The organism is Wansuia hejianensis, from assembly GCF_014337215.1.
Taxonomy (GTDB): Bacteria; Bacillota; Clostridia; order Lachnospirales; family Lachnospiraceae; genus Scatomonas; species Scatomonas hejianensis.
In genome coordinates, this window is sequence record NZ_CP060635.1 from 463,200 (window position 1) to 479,847 (window position 16,648).

Annotated in this window: 13 protein-coding genes and 1 other RNA gene; all 14 read left to right on the forward strand. The window is 48.5% G+C overall.

Translation table 11 applies throughout. The features are described 5' to 3' along the window. Positions 1 to 16: 16 nt before the first annotated feature. The 14 genes from gpmI (at position 17) to H9Q79_RS02245 (ending at position 16,630) form a co-directional block, all read left to right on the forward strand. Complete coding sequence (gpmI, locus tag H9Q79_RS02180; RefSeq protein WP_118642400.1) at positions 17 to 1,570, forward strand: 2,3-bisphosphoglycerate-independent phosphoglycerate mutase; 1,554 nt, start codon at positions 17 to 19, stop codon at positions 1,568 to 1,570. Positions 1,571 to 1,969: 399 nt separating this feature from the next. Then, on the forward strand, positions 1,970 to 2,410 hold the full coding sequence (gene dtd / locus H9Q79_RS02185; protein WP_118642398.1) for a D-aminoacyl-tRNA deacylase: 441 nt from the start codon (positions 1,970 to 1,972) through the stop codon (positions 2,408 to 2,410). A 115-nt stretch (positions 2,411 to 2,525) separates the two neighbouring features. Next, positions 2,526 to 3,032 (forward strand): hypothetical protein, encoded by a 507-nt coding sequence (locus tag H9Q79_RS02190; protein WP_249329116.1) that lies wholly within the window; start codon positions 2,526 to 2,528, stop codon positions 3,030 to 3,032. A 210-nt stretch (positions 3,033 to 3,242) separates the two neighbouring features. Beyond that, positions 3,243 to 4,877 carry a protein kinase domain-containing protein gene (locus H9Q79_RS02195; RefSeq protein ID WP_249329117.1) on the forward strand — a complete coding sequence of 545 codons (1,635 nt, stop codon included), beginning with the start codon at positions 3,243 to 3,245 and terminating at the stop codon, positions 4,875 to 4,877. Continuing rightward, the gene (locus H9Q79_RS02200) at positions 4,867 to 7,428 is read left to right on the forward strand and encodes an Ig-like domain-containing protein (RefSeq protein ID WP_118642390.1); all 2,562 of its coding nucleotides are present in this window, start codon (positions 4,867 to 4,869) and stop codon (positions 7,426 to 7,428) included. Before H9Q79_RS02195 ends, H9Q79_RS02200 begins: the two co-directional genes overlap by 11 nt. Positions 7,429 to 7,511: 83 nt before the next feature. Next, positions 7,512 to 8,834, forward strand: a complete 1,323-nt coding sequence (gene eno / locus H9Q79_RS02205; RefSeq protein ID WP_249329118.1) for a phosphopyruvate hydratase — start codon at positions 7,512 to 7,514, stop codon at positions 8,832 to 8,834. Between the two features lie 44 nt (positions 8,835 to 8,878). Then, positions 8,879 to 10,153, forward strand: a complete 1,275-nt coding sequence (locus tag H9Q79_RS02210; RefSeq protein ID WP_118642388.1) for a CapA family protein — start codon at positions 8,879 to 8,881, stop codon at positions 10,151 to 10,153. 78 nt (positions 10,154 to 10,231) lie between these two features. Then, a complete protein-coding gene (gene secG, locus H9Q79_RS02215) occupies positions 10,232 to 10,477 on the forward strand; it encodes a preprotein translocase subunit SecG (RefSeq protein WP_249329119.1) in 246 nt (81 codons plus the stop codon). Positions 10,478 to 10,600: 123 nt separating this feature from the next. After that, a complete protein-coding gene (gene rnr / locus H9Q79_RS02220; protein WP_249329120.1) occupies positions 10,601 to 12,751 on the forward strand; it encodes a ribonuclease R in 2,151 nt (716 codons plus the stop codon). After that, positions 12,748 to 13,218, forward strand: coding sequence for an SsrA-binding protein SmpB (gene smpB, locus H9Q79_RS02225; protein ID WP_249329121.1), 471 nt, complete (start codon positions 12,748 to 12,750; stop codon positions 13,216 to 13,218). Before rnr ends, smpB begins: the two co-directional genes overlap by 4 nt. Before the next feature lie 77 nt (positions 13,219 to 13,295). Further along, positions 13,296 to 13,646: a transfer-messenger RNA gene (ssrA, locus tag H9Q79_RS02230) on the forward strand. Between the two features lie 220 nt (positions 13,647 to 13,866). Beyond that, on the forward strand, positions 13,867 to 14,550 hold the full coding sequence (locus H9Q79_RS02235; RefSeq protein WP_118642386.1) for a response regulator transcription factor: 684 nt from the start codon (positions 13,867 to 13,869) through the stop codon (positions 14,548 to 14,550). After that, the gene (locus H9Q79_RS02240; protein ID WP_118642384.1) at positions 14,547 to 16,001 is read left to right on the forward strand and encodes a sensor histidine kinase; all 1,455 of its coding nucleotides are present in this window, start codon (positions 14,547 to 14,549) and stop codon (positions 15,999 to 16,001) included. The genes H9Q79_RS02235 and H9Q79_RS02240 overlap by 4 nt, the downstream gene beginning before the upstream one ends. Before the next feature lie 86 nt (positions 16,002 to 16,087). Further along, the gene (locus tag H9Q79_RS02245; RefSeq protein ID WP_118642382.1) at positions 16,088 to 16,630 is read left to right on the forward strand and encodes a TetR/AcrR family transcriptional regulator C-terminal domain-containing protein; all 543 of its coding nucleotides are present in this window, start codon (positions 16,088 to 16,090) and stop codon (positions 16,628 to 16,630) included. The last annotated feature ends 18 nt before the right edge of the window (positions 16,631 to 16,648 follow it).

The window sequence follows — 16,648 nt, forward strand, 5'->3', positions numbered from 1 at the left end:
ATAAAGGAGAACAATCATGCAGAAAAAACCGACAGTATTAATGATTCTCGATGGATATGGTTTGAATGATACCTGCGAGCACAACGCCGTCTGTGAGGCCAGGACCCCGGTTATGGACCAGCTGATGAGCCAGTGCCCTTATGTCAAGGGACAGGCCAGTGGCCTTGCTGTGGGCCTTCCGGAGGGACAGATGGGCAATTCCGAAGTGGGGCATCTGAACATGGGTGCGGGAAGAATTGTCTATCAGGAGCTGACCCGCATTACGAAAGCGATTGAAGACGGTGATTTTTTTGAAAATGAGGCTCTTTTAAAAGCAGTGAATAATGCCAAAGAAAAGGGGACCTCTCTTCATTGCTTCGGCTTGTTATCAGACGGCGGCGTTCACAGCCATATCACCCATCTGTACGGAATCCTGAAGCTGGCGAAGCTGCACGGCCTGGAAAAAGTATATGTGCATTGCTTCCTGGACGGCAGGGATACGCCTCCGGCTTCCGGCAAAAGCTTTATTGAAGAACTGCAGTCAAAGATGAAAGAAATCGGCGTCGGCCAGATTGGAGTGGTATCCGGGCGTTATTATGCGATGGACCGTGATAACCGGTGGGACCGCGTAGAAAAAGCATACGCAGCCCTGACAAAGGGTGAAGGCGTGAACGGCGGCAGCGACGCGGCGGCAGCAGTCCAGGCGTCCTATGATGATGGGAAAACTGATGAATTTGTACTTCCGACGGTCATGGAGAAGGACGGCCATCCGGTCACGACTATTCAGGACGGAGATTCAGTAATCTTCTTTAACTTCCGCCCCGACCGGGCGAGGGAAATCACGAGGGCTTTCTGTGATCCTGAGTTTGCCGGATTTCCGAGAGATAAACGGCTGGAGCTGACATATGTATGCTTTACAGATTATGATGATACGATTCCGAATAAGCTGGTAGCCTTTAAAAAGGAAGAGATCAGAAATACTTTTGGCGAATATCTGGCGGCACACAACATGACACAGGCCCGGATAGCGGAAACAGAGAAATATGCCCATGTGACCTTTTTCTTTAACGGTGGCATTGAAGAGCCCAATCAGGGTGAGGACAGAATACTGGTAAAATCTCCGAAGGTGGCGACATACGATTTAAAACCGGAGATGAGTGCCTATGAAGTCTGCGATAAGCTGGTAGAAGCCATAAAATCCCAGAAATATGATGTGATCATCATTAACTTTGCGAATCCCGACATGGTCGGCCATACCGGGGTGGAGGCAGCGGCGGTTAAGGCGATTGAGGCTGTCGACGAATGTGTGGGAAAAGCGGTGGCAGCGCTGAAAGAAGTGAACGGCCAGATGTTCATCTGCGCCGACCATGGGAATGCTGAGCAGCTGGTTGATGAGACGACCGGAGAACCATTTACCGCGCATACGACCAATCCGGTACCCTTCATTCTGGTGAACGCAGATCCTGCATACGGATTGGCTGAAGGAGGAAAGCTGGCGGATATCGTTCCAACCCTGATAGAATTGATGGGAATGGAACAGCCGAAGGAAATGACAGGAAAATCACTGTTAATAAATGAACATGTTCGATGACGTGAACAACACAGAGTATTCAAGTCAGTTGTTCCGCATATACAGTGAATGCTCTCCGGGCGCTGTTAAAAGCGTACGCTTTTGGATAGCGTCCGGGACTTCAGCAATGAATAAGAGCCATCTGACTTTCTCGTCATCAGATGGCTCTTTAAGTATGGATTGAATCATTCATGTGTCTGGTGGTCCGTACCTTCCTTTCTTTCATAGTATGAGGTAACTCGTTATGATTTCGGTGGTCTGTCCTCCTTTGCTTCTGTTTGTATTTCTTGAATAAATTATAACAAACAGTTTGCAGTATGTCAATATATAAAATGAAAATTTGTATTAAAAAAATATCTTAACAGTCTAATGGTAAATGATTTGTGAATATTCTGAAAATAGATAGGAAGGAGTGATTCTATGAAGTTTGTAATCCAAAGGGTGGATTCGGCCAGTGTAAAAGTAGAAGGAAAAGTTGTTGGCTCGATAGGTAAGGGCTTCCTGGTATTCATCGGAGTAGGTCAGGGAGATACGGAGGAGGAAGCAGATAAATATTTAAAAAAACTGCTGGGCCTTCGGATTTTTGAGGATGAACAGGGGAAAACCAATCTTTCTCTAGCTGACGTAGAGGGACAGCTGTTGCTAATATCACAGTTTACATTGTATGCCAATTGCAGAAAAGGCAACCGCCCAAGTTTTATCGAGGCAGGAGATCCGAAGCTGGCGGAAGGTCTTTATGAATATCTGGTTAAAAAAGCGAGGGAACAGGTTTCTGTGGTAGAGACAGGGATTTTTGGAGCGCACATGGAAGTTTCACTGGTGAACCATGGACCGTTTACGATATTGCTGGAGAATTTGTAAAGATATTTTTAGAAAGATTTTATGGCTTTTTGCGGGAGGGTCTTGTATAATTAAAAACAGACGGATAGTTACTCAGGAGCCTTTGGAGAGAATAACAATCAAAGAGGTGAATGAAATGAACGAAGATACAAGATTAATCCTGGAAAAAATAGGAGCATTGGATCACAAAGTGCAGTCATTGGATGATAAGGTGCAGTCGCTGGATCACAGAGTGCAGTCATTGGATGATAAGGTGCAGTCGCTGGATCACAGAATGCAGTCGTTGGATGATAAGGTGCAGTCACTGGATCACAGAGTGCAGTCATTGGATGATAAGGTGCAGTCGCTGGATCACAGAATGCAGTCGTTGGATGATAAGGTGCAGTCACTGGATCACAGAGTGCAGTCATTGGATGATAAAGTGCAGTCATTGGATGATAAGGTGCAGTCACTGGACAACAGAATGCAGTCCCAGGAAGGCGGCATCAAATCTATTGCAGTACGAATGGATGCTGTGGAATCCCAGATGAAGGGGCTGTGCATTACGCTTGAAAATGAGACGAATAGAAATATCAGACTGATTGCTGAAGGTCATCTGAATTTGAGCAGGAAGCTGGATGAAGCGCTGAAGGTTGAGAGGTGAGAAGGAGCTGCTTCTGGTCCGTGTGAACTGCCTGGAGGATGATGTCAGGATATTAAAGGAACGGGTTTTATAGTTTCTCATCAGCGGGCGGTGTTGTGCCGCCTTCTGATTCATTTTAGTGAAAATTTCTTAATTCTTTTTAATTCATTTCCCGATCGGGAAATTAAATTCCAATTTATGTATGTTTATGATGTGAGCAGGTGATGGCTGATGGCAGATTGCGGCATAATTGGCGGTAAATACCGTCTTCAGCGGCTTCTGGGTTCTGGTGGGACAGCGGAGGTATATTTGGCCTGGGATATCCGTCTGCAGAAATACTGGGCCGTTAAAAAAATCAGGAAGGCTCCTGGGAACCAGAGGATGCTGGAACGGGAGACAGAGCTGTTAGGGTGGCTGGATCATCCCGCGCTGCCGAGGATTGTAGACAGGACAGAGGACTGTGACGCAGTTTATCTGGTTATGGATTTCATCGAAGGGGAAACCCTTGAGCATTTGCTGAAGAGAGAAGGTCCGCAGGAAGGCGTCAGGATATGGGAATGGGCCAGGGAACTGGCTGAGGTGCTGGATTATCTCCACACGAGGCAGCCTCCGGTTTTATACCGGGATCTAAAGCCCGCAAATATCCTCCTTCAAAAGGAGGGGCGGTTAAAGCTGGTTGATCTGGGAATAGCGTCGGCAGACGGAAGGCCTGCAGAGGGCTGGGGCACCAGAGGGTATGCGGCGCCGGAACAGCTGAGAGGTAATCCGGACTGCCGCAGCGACATCTACTGTCTGGGAGTCACTCTTTACCGGATGGCGGCCGGGAAGCTGCCTGGCCGCCATCCGGTAAAGAGGATTCCGGGAATGTCTGGGAAACTGTCAAAGATCTTATGGAAATGCATGGAACATCAAAAAGAAAAAAGGTTTTATTCCAGCAGGGAATTGCTGAACTCTCTGGAGAAGTGCCGGGAGAACAGCTTCAGGAGAAACAGGGCGCTGTCCAAAAGGCGGAAATGGGCTCTTTCTGCAGCCTCAATTCTGTTGGTATGCGCCATTGGGGCTGTAAACGGAAGATTAGAGCAGAAGGAGAAGGAGGAAACTTACAGGCAATGGATTGAGAGAGCTGAAAGAACAGTAGATCAGGAAGAGAAAGAGAAATTAATCAGACAAGCCATACTGCTGCGCCCGGACCATATGGAAGGATATCTGATGCTGGTCGAGAGCTTCAAAGCGGATGAGAGCTTTAGCACTGAAGAAGAAAAATTGATTCTGGCACTTGTGGAGGCCGGGGGCAGTAAACTGAAAGAACAGGCGGAATATGCGGATCTGGCGTTTCAGGTAGGAAAGCTTTACTGGTATTATTATTCCTACGGGAAAGAAGAGTGGTCAGAAGCTGGAATCGCGTCTGACAATGAACTGACAAGGATGAAAGCAGCTGTACCCTGGTTCGAGGCGGCAGTCAAGGCACAGGGCGGGTCCGTTCAGAGAAAAATGGCTGGCATTTACCGGGAAGTTGGGTCTTTTTACAGGGATTTGGCAGTACGGGTCAGAGAAGGAACAGAAGAGGGACAGTATCTGAGCTTCTGGAAGAATATGAATGTATTGTTGAACGAGGTAAGACAAGACAATGGCTTGCCGGAGACGGCCAGGCTGGAATTTTACCGTATGTGTGTCCGCGCGGCTGCCAGCTATCAGAGGGAATTATTATCTGAAGGCGTGACAGACGGAGAATTGCTGGTATTCCGGCTGGAGACAACGGAAGCTGCGGGGGCGGTAAACCCGTCCACTGAGAGGGGCAGGGCATTGAGGGATGAGATCATCGAAGAAGTAAAAATCATCGGAAAGGAGACTTTTTATGGCAGGTAATAGATGGGCGGCAATTCTGGCCGCGGCTGTGCTTCTGCTGGGAGGGGAAGTAATTGCTGAAGCAGTCTGGGCAGGGACCAGGGATGCAGGGGATGAAGTGACAGGAACTTTTGGGGAGGATTGCGAAGCGCCGGCAGTCGGAGGGTTTTCTTTTAAAAAAGAAGACGGCATGGAAATGGTGGTTATTCCGGAGAATGAGGAGGAAACATACAGATATTTTCTGGATCAGGATACAATAGTATCGGCAGAATTCAGCGATCCGGAGCCGTCCTCCGGACTGGAACGCGCTGATTGGGAGCTGTACTGGTCGGAGACAGGAACCTGGCAGACAGTCTCTCAGCCATTGGAAGGGAAAAGATGCGGCAGGTCATCATTACGGATTCCAGCCGGTTTTAAAGGGTGGATTCAGGTAAAAGTGGCTGACCGGGCGGGGAACTGTTCAGGCAGCCCGGCTAGTCTGGCTGGTCTGGTACTGGAATCCAATTCCTTTCATCTGATGGAGGATCATCTATCCATAGAAAGGCCGGAGACGGAATGCCGGGATGCGGACGGCTGGGATCTGTATCGGGAAAAGGTGCCGCTGCGGCTGGAGGTGAAGGATCATCATTCAGGAATACGCAAAGTAGAATGGCAGCTCAGGAGCAGCAGAGGTCTGATAGAGGAAGAAACAGGGGTGCTGGAGATCAGGCCGGATGGCAGCCTTGACGGTGAAGGATGCGGGGAATGGGTCAGCAGAAAAAGTGACCGGAATCTGGTGGTGGAGCTGGAGAGGCTATGGACGGTGGACTGTGATGCCAACGAAGTGGTTTTTTGGGTGCGTTTTACGGACTGGGCGGGGAATCATTCAGAAAGAGAAGAATGCTTCAGCATGGACCAGTCAGGGCCGGAACTGGCAGTAATTCCCCTGGAAACAGAAGTTACTTTAGGGGATACGGGATATTTGGAAAGCCCATGGAAAGCAGAGTTGGTTGTAAGGGACAGGAACCAGGAACCTGGTAAGATAACTGTGGATATCATGAGAGACGGGGTGAAGGAGGAGCTGCCGGAAGAGAGTGCCGCCGGAGGGTGGAAACTACGGGAGTGCCAGGAGGAGCCAGGTATGACCGAATATAGAAAAATGCTGGCAGTTTCCGAAGATGGGGAATATACAGTTACTGTCCGTGCAGAAGATCTCGCGGGAAGGAGGGCTCAGGATATTTGTGTCCAATTCACAATAGATACGGTTCCGCCTGAGATATGGCTGGAATGGGAGGATGAAGAAGAAAAGGAATATTATGATCACGTCAGGAAAGCATATGTGGAGGTGAGGGAGCGCAACTTTTCTGCAGCGCATATTTCCATGGCCGGCCGGTTCATCAGCGAAGGAAAAGAAGAATCATTGCCAGATTTTCAGGAATGGGAACATGATGGAGAAATACACCGTACATCATTTTTTTGCAGGGAAGATGGTTTTTATGAGATTTCTGTAGAAGGTAAAGACCGGGCAGGAAACTGCGGGAACAGGCAAAAAATGACTTCTTTTGTGATCGATACCAGGGCTCCGGAGCTGGAAATAGGGATGGCAGACGGGGACCGGCCGGTTGTTTCCTTTGCAGATAAACATCTGGTGAGAGAGAGTCTTGAGCTGAAGCTTACCGGCCATGTGAACGGCGATCAGGAGATACGGGGGAACTCTGTGTCTTTAAAAGAAGGGGAACGATTTATATTTGAAGAATTTCCTGAAGACAGAAAATTTGACGATTGCTATACTGTGTCTGCCCGCGTGGCAGATCGGGCAGGAAACCACGCAGAATCATCGCTTTGTTTTGCTGTGAACCGGTATGGCTCCATTTATATCCCGGCCGCTGCCAGCGGGAAAATTATAGGCACCTATCAGTCTGAGGCTCCGGCGGTTACAGTGACAGAGAAAAACCCGGAAGAATTACTGGAGGACCGGATTCAGATTCGGGTGATCCGGAACGGGGCGGGCAGGATCCTGACGGCAGATGAGGATTACCAGATGATCCGCAGGGGAGGAGAAAGAACATGGAGAGAATATTTATATGTTATACATCCGGAGGTGTTCCAGCAGGAGGGCGTCTATCAGGTTCAGCTGACCTCTGTGGACGCCAGCGGCCATTTTAATGACAGCAGCAGATATCTGGAGCCGGATGTCCTGTCCTTTGGGGTGGACAGGACGCCTCCCCTGATAGAGGCATTGAATCTTTCCGGCGGAATGCCATATTTTGAAAGCTCAATGGATGCTGTTTTCCAGATTTCTGATAATCTTCTGTTGGAACGGGTGGAATTCCGTTTGAATGGACAGCCGGCAGAGGGGGTCCTGAAAGATGGAAAATATCTGGTTCATCTAAAGGAAGCCGACCGGGCGCAGCAGCTGGTGGTAAAAGCGACTGACGCTTCGGGTAACACAGAGGAGGTGAAAATCGATAACTTTGTCATCACCCGCAATCCTCTGCTTTACTGGGTTTCTTTCCGGACGTTATTTGCCGGAAGCCTGGTGCTGGCAGCAATGGTTTTGTGGATGGTCTGGAAAAAAAAGAGGAATACATAGATCTGCAGAAAATCGGCTATACTGTTCAATAGGAAGGCGGATCAGAAGCTTTTCCGCTCCAGAAATCTGAAGGAGGAACAATCATGTTTCGTTATTTGCCGATTAGACGGATTAACGCAAGAGAAGTTCTGGATTCCAGGGGAAATCCGACCGTTGAGGTAGAGGTGACGGTTGGCGAAGGAATTATCGGAATAGATGGATACACAGGACGCGCAATAGTGCCTTCGGGGGCATCTACCGGGCAGTTTGAGGCAGTAGAGCTGCGTGATGGAAAAAAACGCTACAAAGGATTGGGCGTGCAGAAAGCGGTTGATAATGTGAATCAGAAGCTGGCAGAGGCTGTGCTGGGCGAAAATGCCCTGAATCAGATATATATTGACCAGCTGCTGATTGAAGCAGACGGGACCGCAAATAAGGAACACATCGGGGCAAACGCAATACTGGGAGTCTCCATGGCGACCGCAAGAGCATGTGCAAAAGCACTTCGGCTGCCGCTTTATCAATATCTGGGCGGCTGCCATACAAAGAGGCTGCCCGTTCCGATGATGAATATTTTAAACGGTGGAAAGCATGCCGATAACACGGTAGACCTGCAGGAATTCATGATCATGCCGGCGGGTGCCTGCTGTTTCAGTGAGGCGCTCCGGATGTGCGCTGAAATTTACCACGAGCTGAAGGGGATTCTGAAGGAGCAGGGGCTATCTACCGCTGTAGGCGATGAAGGCGGTTTTGCGCCGGATGTCAGAGATTCCAGAGAAATACTGAAGCTGATTGTTGAAGCGGTGGAAAAGGCCGGCTATAAACCGGGAAAAGAAATAGGAATCGCCATTGACGCTGCTGCGAGCGAGCTCTATGATAAAGAGAAAAACGTTTACAGCTTTCCGGGAGAGAGCAAGATGACGGGTACTCAGGTACAGAGAGATGCGCGTGAGATGGTTGAATACTACAAAGAGCTGGCGGATGAATTCCCGATCCTGTCCATAGAGGACGGGCTCCATGAGGATGACTGGGAAGGATGGAAGATGATGACCGCCGAGCTGGGCGGGAAGATTCAGCTGGTGGGCGATGACCTTTTTGTCACTAATATTAAAAGACTGCGCTGCGGAATTGATTTGTCAGTGGCAAATGCAATTCTGGTAAAAGTGAATCAGATCGGCACTCTCAGCGAAGCGCTGGATGCCGTAGAGATGGCAAAGTCTGCCGGTTACAGGGCCGTTATCTCTCACCGTTCAGGCGAAACGGAAGATTCCTTTATCGCTGATCTGGCTGTGGCAACAGGAGCCGGACAGATCAAGACGGGTGCGCCTTGCCGGAGCGACAGGAACGCCAAATATAATCAGCTCCTCCGGATCGAAGAATACCTGGGCAGCGTTGCGGAATATCACTCTCCGTTTGAACGGGATTGAAAGTTTCCCCCAGTTATGGTATTTTATCAGAAGGGGGAAATCTTATGGAACAGAAGAGAAAGGCCGGCCGGAACAGAAGAGGCCGGTCAAAACGGAGAAGGGAACTGCAGCTGAGAATTGAGCTGCTGGCGGCAGTTGCCGTCGTTCTGACTATTATTTCTATTGCAGTCATCCAGGGCAGCCGTGCCAGAGCAGAACAGGAAGCGAGGGAAGCGGCGGCTCAGACGGAACGGATACAGAAGATCAGGAAGAGCAGTGAGGCGACGCCGGTTCCCACGGAAGAACCTGAGTCCGGCACTGTCATACAGATCCGGATGGTGGGGGATGTGATTCTTCACGAGGATGTCTGCAACAGCTGCCTGCAGAATACAGGCTATCAGTTCGACGGGCTGTTTTGCAATATCAGCGGAGAGATCCGTGAAGCAGATATCGCCATTGCCAACCAGGAAACCATTTTAGGGGGGACCGGACTGGGAATTACCGGATGGCCGGAATTTAACAGTCCCTGCGAAGCGGGGGACGCGCTGGTGTCGGCGGGATTCCGGGTGATTCTCCAGGCCTCTAACCACACCCTGGATTATGGGATTGAAGGTGTCACCAATTGCCTGAATTACTGGAAAACAACTCATCCGGAGGCAGCAGTGCTGGGGATACACGGCGACCGGCAGGCGGCGGAGGAAATCTATGTGTATGAAAAGGATGGTTTCCGTGTCGCAATTCTTAACTATACCTATGGAACAAATCTGAACGAAGAACTTCTTCAGGATGAGAATACGGCTTACCTTCTGAATGTTCTGGATGAGGAACGGGTTACCGCGGATGTGGCCAGGGCGAAGGAAATGGCAGATTTTGTGATTGTCTGTCCTCATTGGGGAATAGAAGATGATAATAATGTCTGTTCCGAGCAGCAATATTGGTGTGACCTGTTCCTGAGCCTGGGTGTGGATCTGGTGCTGGGAGCCCATCCTCATGTGATTCAGCCGGTAGAGATGAAGATGGGTGAGAACGGCCATCAGATGCTGGTCTATTATTCGCTGGGTAACTGTGTTTCCAATCAGGAGCATGCTTATGCGATGGTGGGCGCCATGGCGGAAGTCACGATCCGGAAGGATCAGGAGGGTGTCCATATTGATAAATACGGAATAGAGCCGCTGGTTACCCATGAAGGACAGAATCCCCAGTCCTTTACGACGTATTTACTGCGGGATTATACGGAGGAACTGGCAGGCAGTAACGGGATTCTGCAGGATGACAGCAGTTTCAGCCTGCAATATTGCCAGAATCTGTGCCGTGAGGTCTTTGGAAACCTGTATCAGTAGGAAAAAACTCAAATTTGTGTTGAAATCTGGAAGAGCCTATGGTAAAATATGCATTGGTTAACCATAGGAGGTGGAAGAATGGCAGTAGTTATCAGAACGATTTTAACGGTATTATTTGCTATAGATTGTATTGCACTGGTGGTTGTTGTGTTGATGCAACAGGGAAAAGATCAGGGCCTGGGGGCGCTGGCCGGCGGGATGACATCTGAGACCTATTGGGGCAAGAATAAGGGACGCTCAGCCGAGGGCAACCTGAAGAAGGCCACAAGGATCATGGCAATATTGTTTATCGTGTTGGCTGTAGTGCTGAATATGAAGTTTTAGTCAAACGGGGCTGTTGCAGAAGGTTCATGCAACAGTCCTTTTTCAATTACTATATGCGCAGAGGGAGACTCTGGAGTATAGGTTTTAAGGTATATACCATGAGGTATATTTAGAGGTAGATGAGTGAAAAAAGAAGTGTTAAAGAACAGAAAAAAAATGATTTATGATATGATGTCCACAAAGGGATATGTTCCCATGCGAGCCAGAGAAATCGCAGTATTGCTGCAGATCCCGAAGGGGAAGCGAAAAGAGCTGGAAGAGGTCCTGAAGGCATTGACCGATGAAGGAAAGATTGAAGTCAGCAAACGGGGCTGCTACCGGAAACGCAAAAAGGACACAGAGCGTCTGGAGACCGTTACAGGCGTATTTACCGGACATGCAAAAGGATTTGGCTTTGTAGAGCTGCCTGGAGAGGGTGAAGAGGATATCTACATTCCTGAAGAGTGCACAGGCGGTGCCTTTCATAAAGACGAGGTAGAAGTCGCTCTCCAGAACAGGAGCGATGGCAAACGCCGGGAAGGTAAGGTTGTGAAGGTACTTTCCCATGGGATTTCCGAGCTCGTGGGCACTTTTGAGCGCAGCAACAGTTTTGGGTTCGTCAGAGCGGATAACCCAAAGATATCAAGAGATATTTTTATTCCCGGTGAAAAAACCATGGACGCCAAAACAGGACAAAAGGTAGTTGTCCAGATCTGTGATTATGGTAACCACAAGAAAAGCCCGGAGGGCAGGGTGACTGAGATTCTGGGCAGCATTGGCGAGGCCGGCATTGACGTTCTGTCAGTGGCCAGAGGATATGATATCCCGATGGCATTTCCGGAAAAGGTGCTGCGCCAGGCTGACAGATGTCCGGAGGGGCTGATACCCAATGACTTAAATGGAAGGATGGATCTGCGGAACTGGCAGATGGTGACCATCGACGGGGAGGATGCCAAGGATCTGGACGACGCGGTATCTGTTGTGAAAAATGGGGAATATTTTCAACTGGGCGTGCATATAGCAGATGTAAGCAATTATGTTCAGGGAGGCAGCGCCCTGGACCGGGAAGCTCTGAAACGGGGTACTTCTGTGTATCTGGTAGACAGAGTGATCCCTATGCTGCCTCAGCGTCTGTCCAATGGCATCTGTTCGCTGAATCAGGGTGAGGACCGTCTGGCCCTGTCCTGCATTATGACGATAGACAACAGGGGCCGGGTTGTGGAAAGCCGGATTGCGGAAAGCGTTATTTGTGTGGACAGGCGTATGACTTATACTGCTGTCAATCGGATACTGACAGAGAAAGCTCCTGATCTGATGAAAGAATACGGCGATCTGGTTCCGATGTTTTTCCTGATGGAGGAACTGTCAGGCATACTGAGGAGGAACAGGAGCCAGCGGGGAGCTATCGATTTTGAATTTCCGGAAAGTAAAATTATTCTTAACAAAGCCGGGAAGCCTGTAGAAGTAAGACCCTACGAACAGAATACCGCCACCAGGCTCATTGAGGACTTTATGCTGCTGGCCAACGAGACAGTTGCAAAAACATACTGTCAGAGAGAAATCCCTTTTCTTTACCGTACACATGAGAATCCAGATATGGAAAAAATGGAGGGGGTTCTGACCTTTGTCCGCAGCCAGGGGATTTCGGTGGAGAAGTCTTCAGAGGAAATTACGCCTGCCGAAGTACAGAAGATATTGCAGCAGATCGAAGGGACTCCTCAGGAGCCTCTGATCAGCCGCCTGCTTCTGCGGTCTATGAAGCAGGCAAAATATACGACAGGATGCAGCGGCCATTTCGGCCTGGCAGCCAGGTATTACTGTCATTTCACATCCCCGATCCGCAGATATCCGGACCTGCAGATTCACAGGATCATTAAGGATGACCTGCGGGGGAGGCTGAAAGAAGAGAAAATCGCCTATTATGCGGGAATACTGGAGGATGTGGCCAGGCAGGCGTCTGTGACAGAACGCCGGGCGGAGGAAGCAGAGCGTGAGACGGACAAGCTGAAGCTGGCAGAATACATGCTGTACCATATTGGCGAGACCTTTGAAGGGGTAATTTCCGGCGTGACAGGCTGGGGGCTATATGTGGAGCTTCCAAATACTATCGAGGGCCTGGTCCACATCAGCACTCTGGAAGGGGATTATTACGTCTTCGACGAACAGAATTACAGGCTGGTTGGTAATATCACCAAAAGGGAATTCACTCTGGGACAAAGGGTCCGCGTCCGGGCGGCAGATGCAGATGTGGAGAATAAAACGATTGATTTTGTATTGGCGGGAGAGGAAGTATGAGTAAAGAAAAAGACAGCCGTCTGATAGCTAATAATAAAAAGGCCTATCATGACTATTTCATTGAAGAAAAATACGAGGCGGGTATCGCCCTTCACGGTACGGAGGTAAAATCTCTCCGGATGGGGAAATGCTCTATCAAAGAGTCTTTTATCCGCATTGAACGAAATGAAGTCTATATTTACGGCATGCATATCAGCCCTTACGAAAAAGGGAATATTTTTAACAAAGATCCTCTGAGAGTCAAGAAGCTGCTGCTTCACAGGGACGAAATCCGGAAGCTGCAGGGAAAGATTTCCGAAAAAGGATATACACTGGTTCCATTGCAGGTATATTTCAAAAAATCCCTGATTAAAGTGGAAATCGGACTGGCAAAAGGAAAGAAACTGTATGACAAACGGCAGGATATCGCGAAAAAGGATCAGAGGCGGGAAGCAGAAAGAGATTTCAAGGTAAAAAATCTCTATTAGGGATTGCTGGCAGCAGTCAGAGAAGAGACTTGACGAAACGCAAGGAATGTGTTATATTTCTAATAGCACAAGACTGAGGGCTTGTACTGGTTTCGACGGGGGTTTTGAAGTTTAGGAAGCCATCCGCGGCTCTGGGACCGCGTACCAACCTGGAAATTAAATTTAAACGCAGATAACGAAGAGTTAGCGTACGCTGCCTAATGGCAGTTGTCGGGTAACAGGTTCCCGCGCCTGATATTCCGGCATCAAATGATGCGGGGCACTTTTTCTTTTAAGCTTTGCGAAGAAAAAAGAACTTATGAAGCTACTGAAGTCAGAAGCCTGTCATCCGGCGTCTGATAGAGGGAATGTCAAAAGAATGACTGTGATGGGAGATGCCTGAATGGATAGGCTTTCGGACGCGGGTTCGATTCCCGCCAGGTCCATAATCAGAGATGGGAATTTTATGGAAGGAACGGCATGGGCTTCAAGTCCATGCCGTTTTTATTCAGCTGCAGCTGAATTACTCAGGGAGAAATGCGGCAGATGTTGCAAACAGGATTTAACTTCCCTGGATTCACAATTCTGACACAATCGGTTGATATGATAAGAACAGTATTATGGAGCTAATGCTAAAGGCAGAGGAATTGAGAAGAAAAGAGGTGCGCTATGGAGAAGCTGAAAGTTCTGGTGGTGGATGATGAAAGCAGAATGCGGAAACTGGTGAAAGATTTCCTGGTGAAGAATAATTTTGACGTGCTGGAGGCTGGCGACGGGGAGGAAGCGCTGAATCTGTTTTATGAAATAAAAGACATCGCGCTGATTATACTGGATGTGATGATGCCTAAGATGGACGGCTGGCAGGTGTGCCGGGAAGTCCGTCAGTATTCCAATGTTCCGATCATCATGCTGACGGCCAAGGGGGATGAAAGGGACGAGTTACTGGGCTTTGACCTGGGAGTCGATGAATATATATCTAAGCCGTTTAGCCCCAAAATATTGGTTGCCCGCGTGGAAGCGATACTGCGCAGGACGAACCAGATGGATCCGGACAGCGTGCTGGAGGCCGGGGGAATTGCCATAGACAAGGCGGCGCATATGGCTACCATCGACGGTCAGCCGATGGAATTGAGCTTTAAGGAATTTGAGCTTTTAACATATTTCATGGAGAATCAGGGAATTGCCCTATCGAGGGAAAAGATTTTGAATAATGTCTGGAACTACGACTATTTTGGTGACGCCAGAACCATCGATACTCATGTGAAGAAGCTGAGAAGTAAGATGGGCGGCAAAGGAGATTATATCAAGACGATTTGGGGAATGGGCTATAAATTTGAGGTTGATCCATCATGAAACGCTCAATTAAAAAGCGGATCGCGTTTACTTTTATTGGACTTATGGTGCTTACGCTTGTGGCCATCGGTATTGTACACTGGTTTTTCCTGGGCAATTTTTATTTTGATAAAAAGCAGGAGACCCTTGTTGAAAGCTGGAATAAGATCAATGGCGCCGGAGACGGAGACACGGAGATTACGGATGAATTTCGGAGATTCTGTTCTGTTAATACGCTGACCTATGCGGTTGCCAATGCCAATCTGAATTATATCGCCACTAATTCTCAGGATGGCGAGGGAATGGCCAGCCGCCTGTTCGGCAACATGCTGGAAAAAGAAAAAGATAATACAAAGATTCTTCAGGAGACGGACAGTTACCAGGTGATTAAGATTCACGACCGGTTTGTATCCATGGATTATTTGGAGCTGTGGGGCATTTTGGATAACGGGAATTACTATATTGTCCGTTGCCCGGTAGAAAGTATTGAGGAATCTGCCGCTCTTTCCAACCAGTTTTATATGTACATTGGATTCTTAATGGTTCTGGCCAGTGCGTTGGTGATCTGGCTGATCAGCCGGAAGATTGTGCGGCCTCTCCAGGAGCTGGCCGGGATTTCTGAGCGGATGGCTGATCTGGATTTTGATGCCAGATATGTGAGCGGCGGAGAAGATGAAATAGGAGAGCTGGGGAACAATTTTAATAAAATGTCGGAGAAGCTGGAAACGACGATTTCTGAGCTGAAGAGCGCCAATGTGAAGCTAGAAAAGGATATAGCAGAGAAGACTCAGATCGACGAGATGAGGAAGGAATTTCTTTCAAATGTGTCTCATGAGCTGAAGACACCGATCGCGCTGATCCAGGGGTATGCGGAGGGGCTAAAGGACAATATCAGTGACGATCCGGAGAGCCGTGAGTTTTACTGTGATGTTATAATTGATGAAGCATCGAAGATGAATTCCCTTGTCAAAAAGCTGCTCACGCTGAACCAGCTGGAATTTGGGAACGACCAGCTGTCTATGGAGCGTTTTGACCTGGCCGAGCTGATACGCGGGGTGATACAGTCCTCACAGATCCTTGTGGAACAGAAGAATGCGAAAATCATTTTCAACCAGTCCGCTCCTGTGCATGTCTGGGGGGATGAGTTCAAGATCGAAGAAGTTGTAACTAACTATCTGACCAATGCGCTGAATCATCTGGAAGAGGACAATGTGATAGAGATTACTTGCAGGGAAGATAATGGTGTCGTGGTGACTACTGTCTTTAACACCGGCAAACCGATTCCGGAAGAGGACATGGGAAAAATCTGGGTTAAATTTTATAAAGTGGACAAAGCCAGAACCAGAGAGTATGGCGGAAGCGGAATCGGACTCTCGATCGTAAAGGCGATCATGGACGCCCATCAGCAGAAATGCTGGGTGAAAAATTATAAGAATGGAGTTGCTTTTTCATTCACACTGGAAAGCAAATGAAATTTTCATTCACAAACTGCTGAAAATATGGTATGATAACGATGAACGCCGTTAAAAGCGTAACAATAAGGGTTGGATGTGATAACATGCCGGATGCTAACATAACCAAAAGTGCTCTAGCGTCTTCCATGAAAAGACTGATGAAAGAAAAGCCTTTTACGAAGATCAGCGTCATCGATATCTGTGAAGGCTGTGGAATGAACCGCAAGAGCTTTTATTATCACTTTAAAGATAAATATGACCTGGTGAATTGGATCTTCTATACGGATTTCATTGCCCTGGTGAGTACCCGTGATTATGAAAGTGGGTGGGATCTGCTGATCGCTGTGGGCGAGCTGTTTTACAGAGACCAGGAATTCTACAGGAGTGCTCTCAGGATTGAAGGACAGAATTCTTTCCGTGAATATTTCCATGAATCCATGACACCGATTGTATCGTTTTTTATCCGTGATGTCTGCGATGCGGACGAGGATCAGGATATTCTGCTCACTTTTTTCTGTGATGCGTATCTGTCTGCGGTGGTCCGGTGGCTGGAGGAAGGCTGCAAGATGGAGCCGGAAGCCTTCGTGGGCCGGCTGAAAACTATGATTCTGGGACTAGCGAAGAAAATCGTAGAGGAAAAAGTATAAGATAACAAAATTTAAACG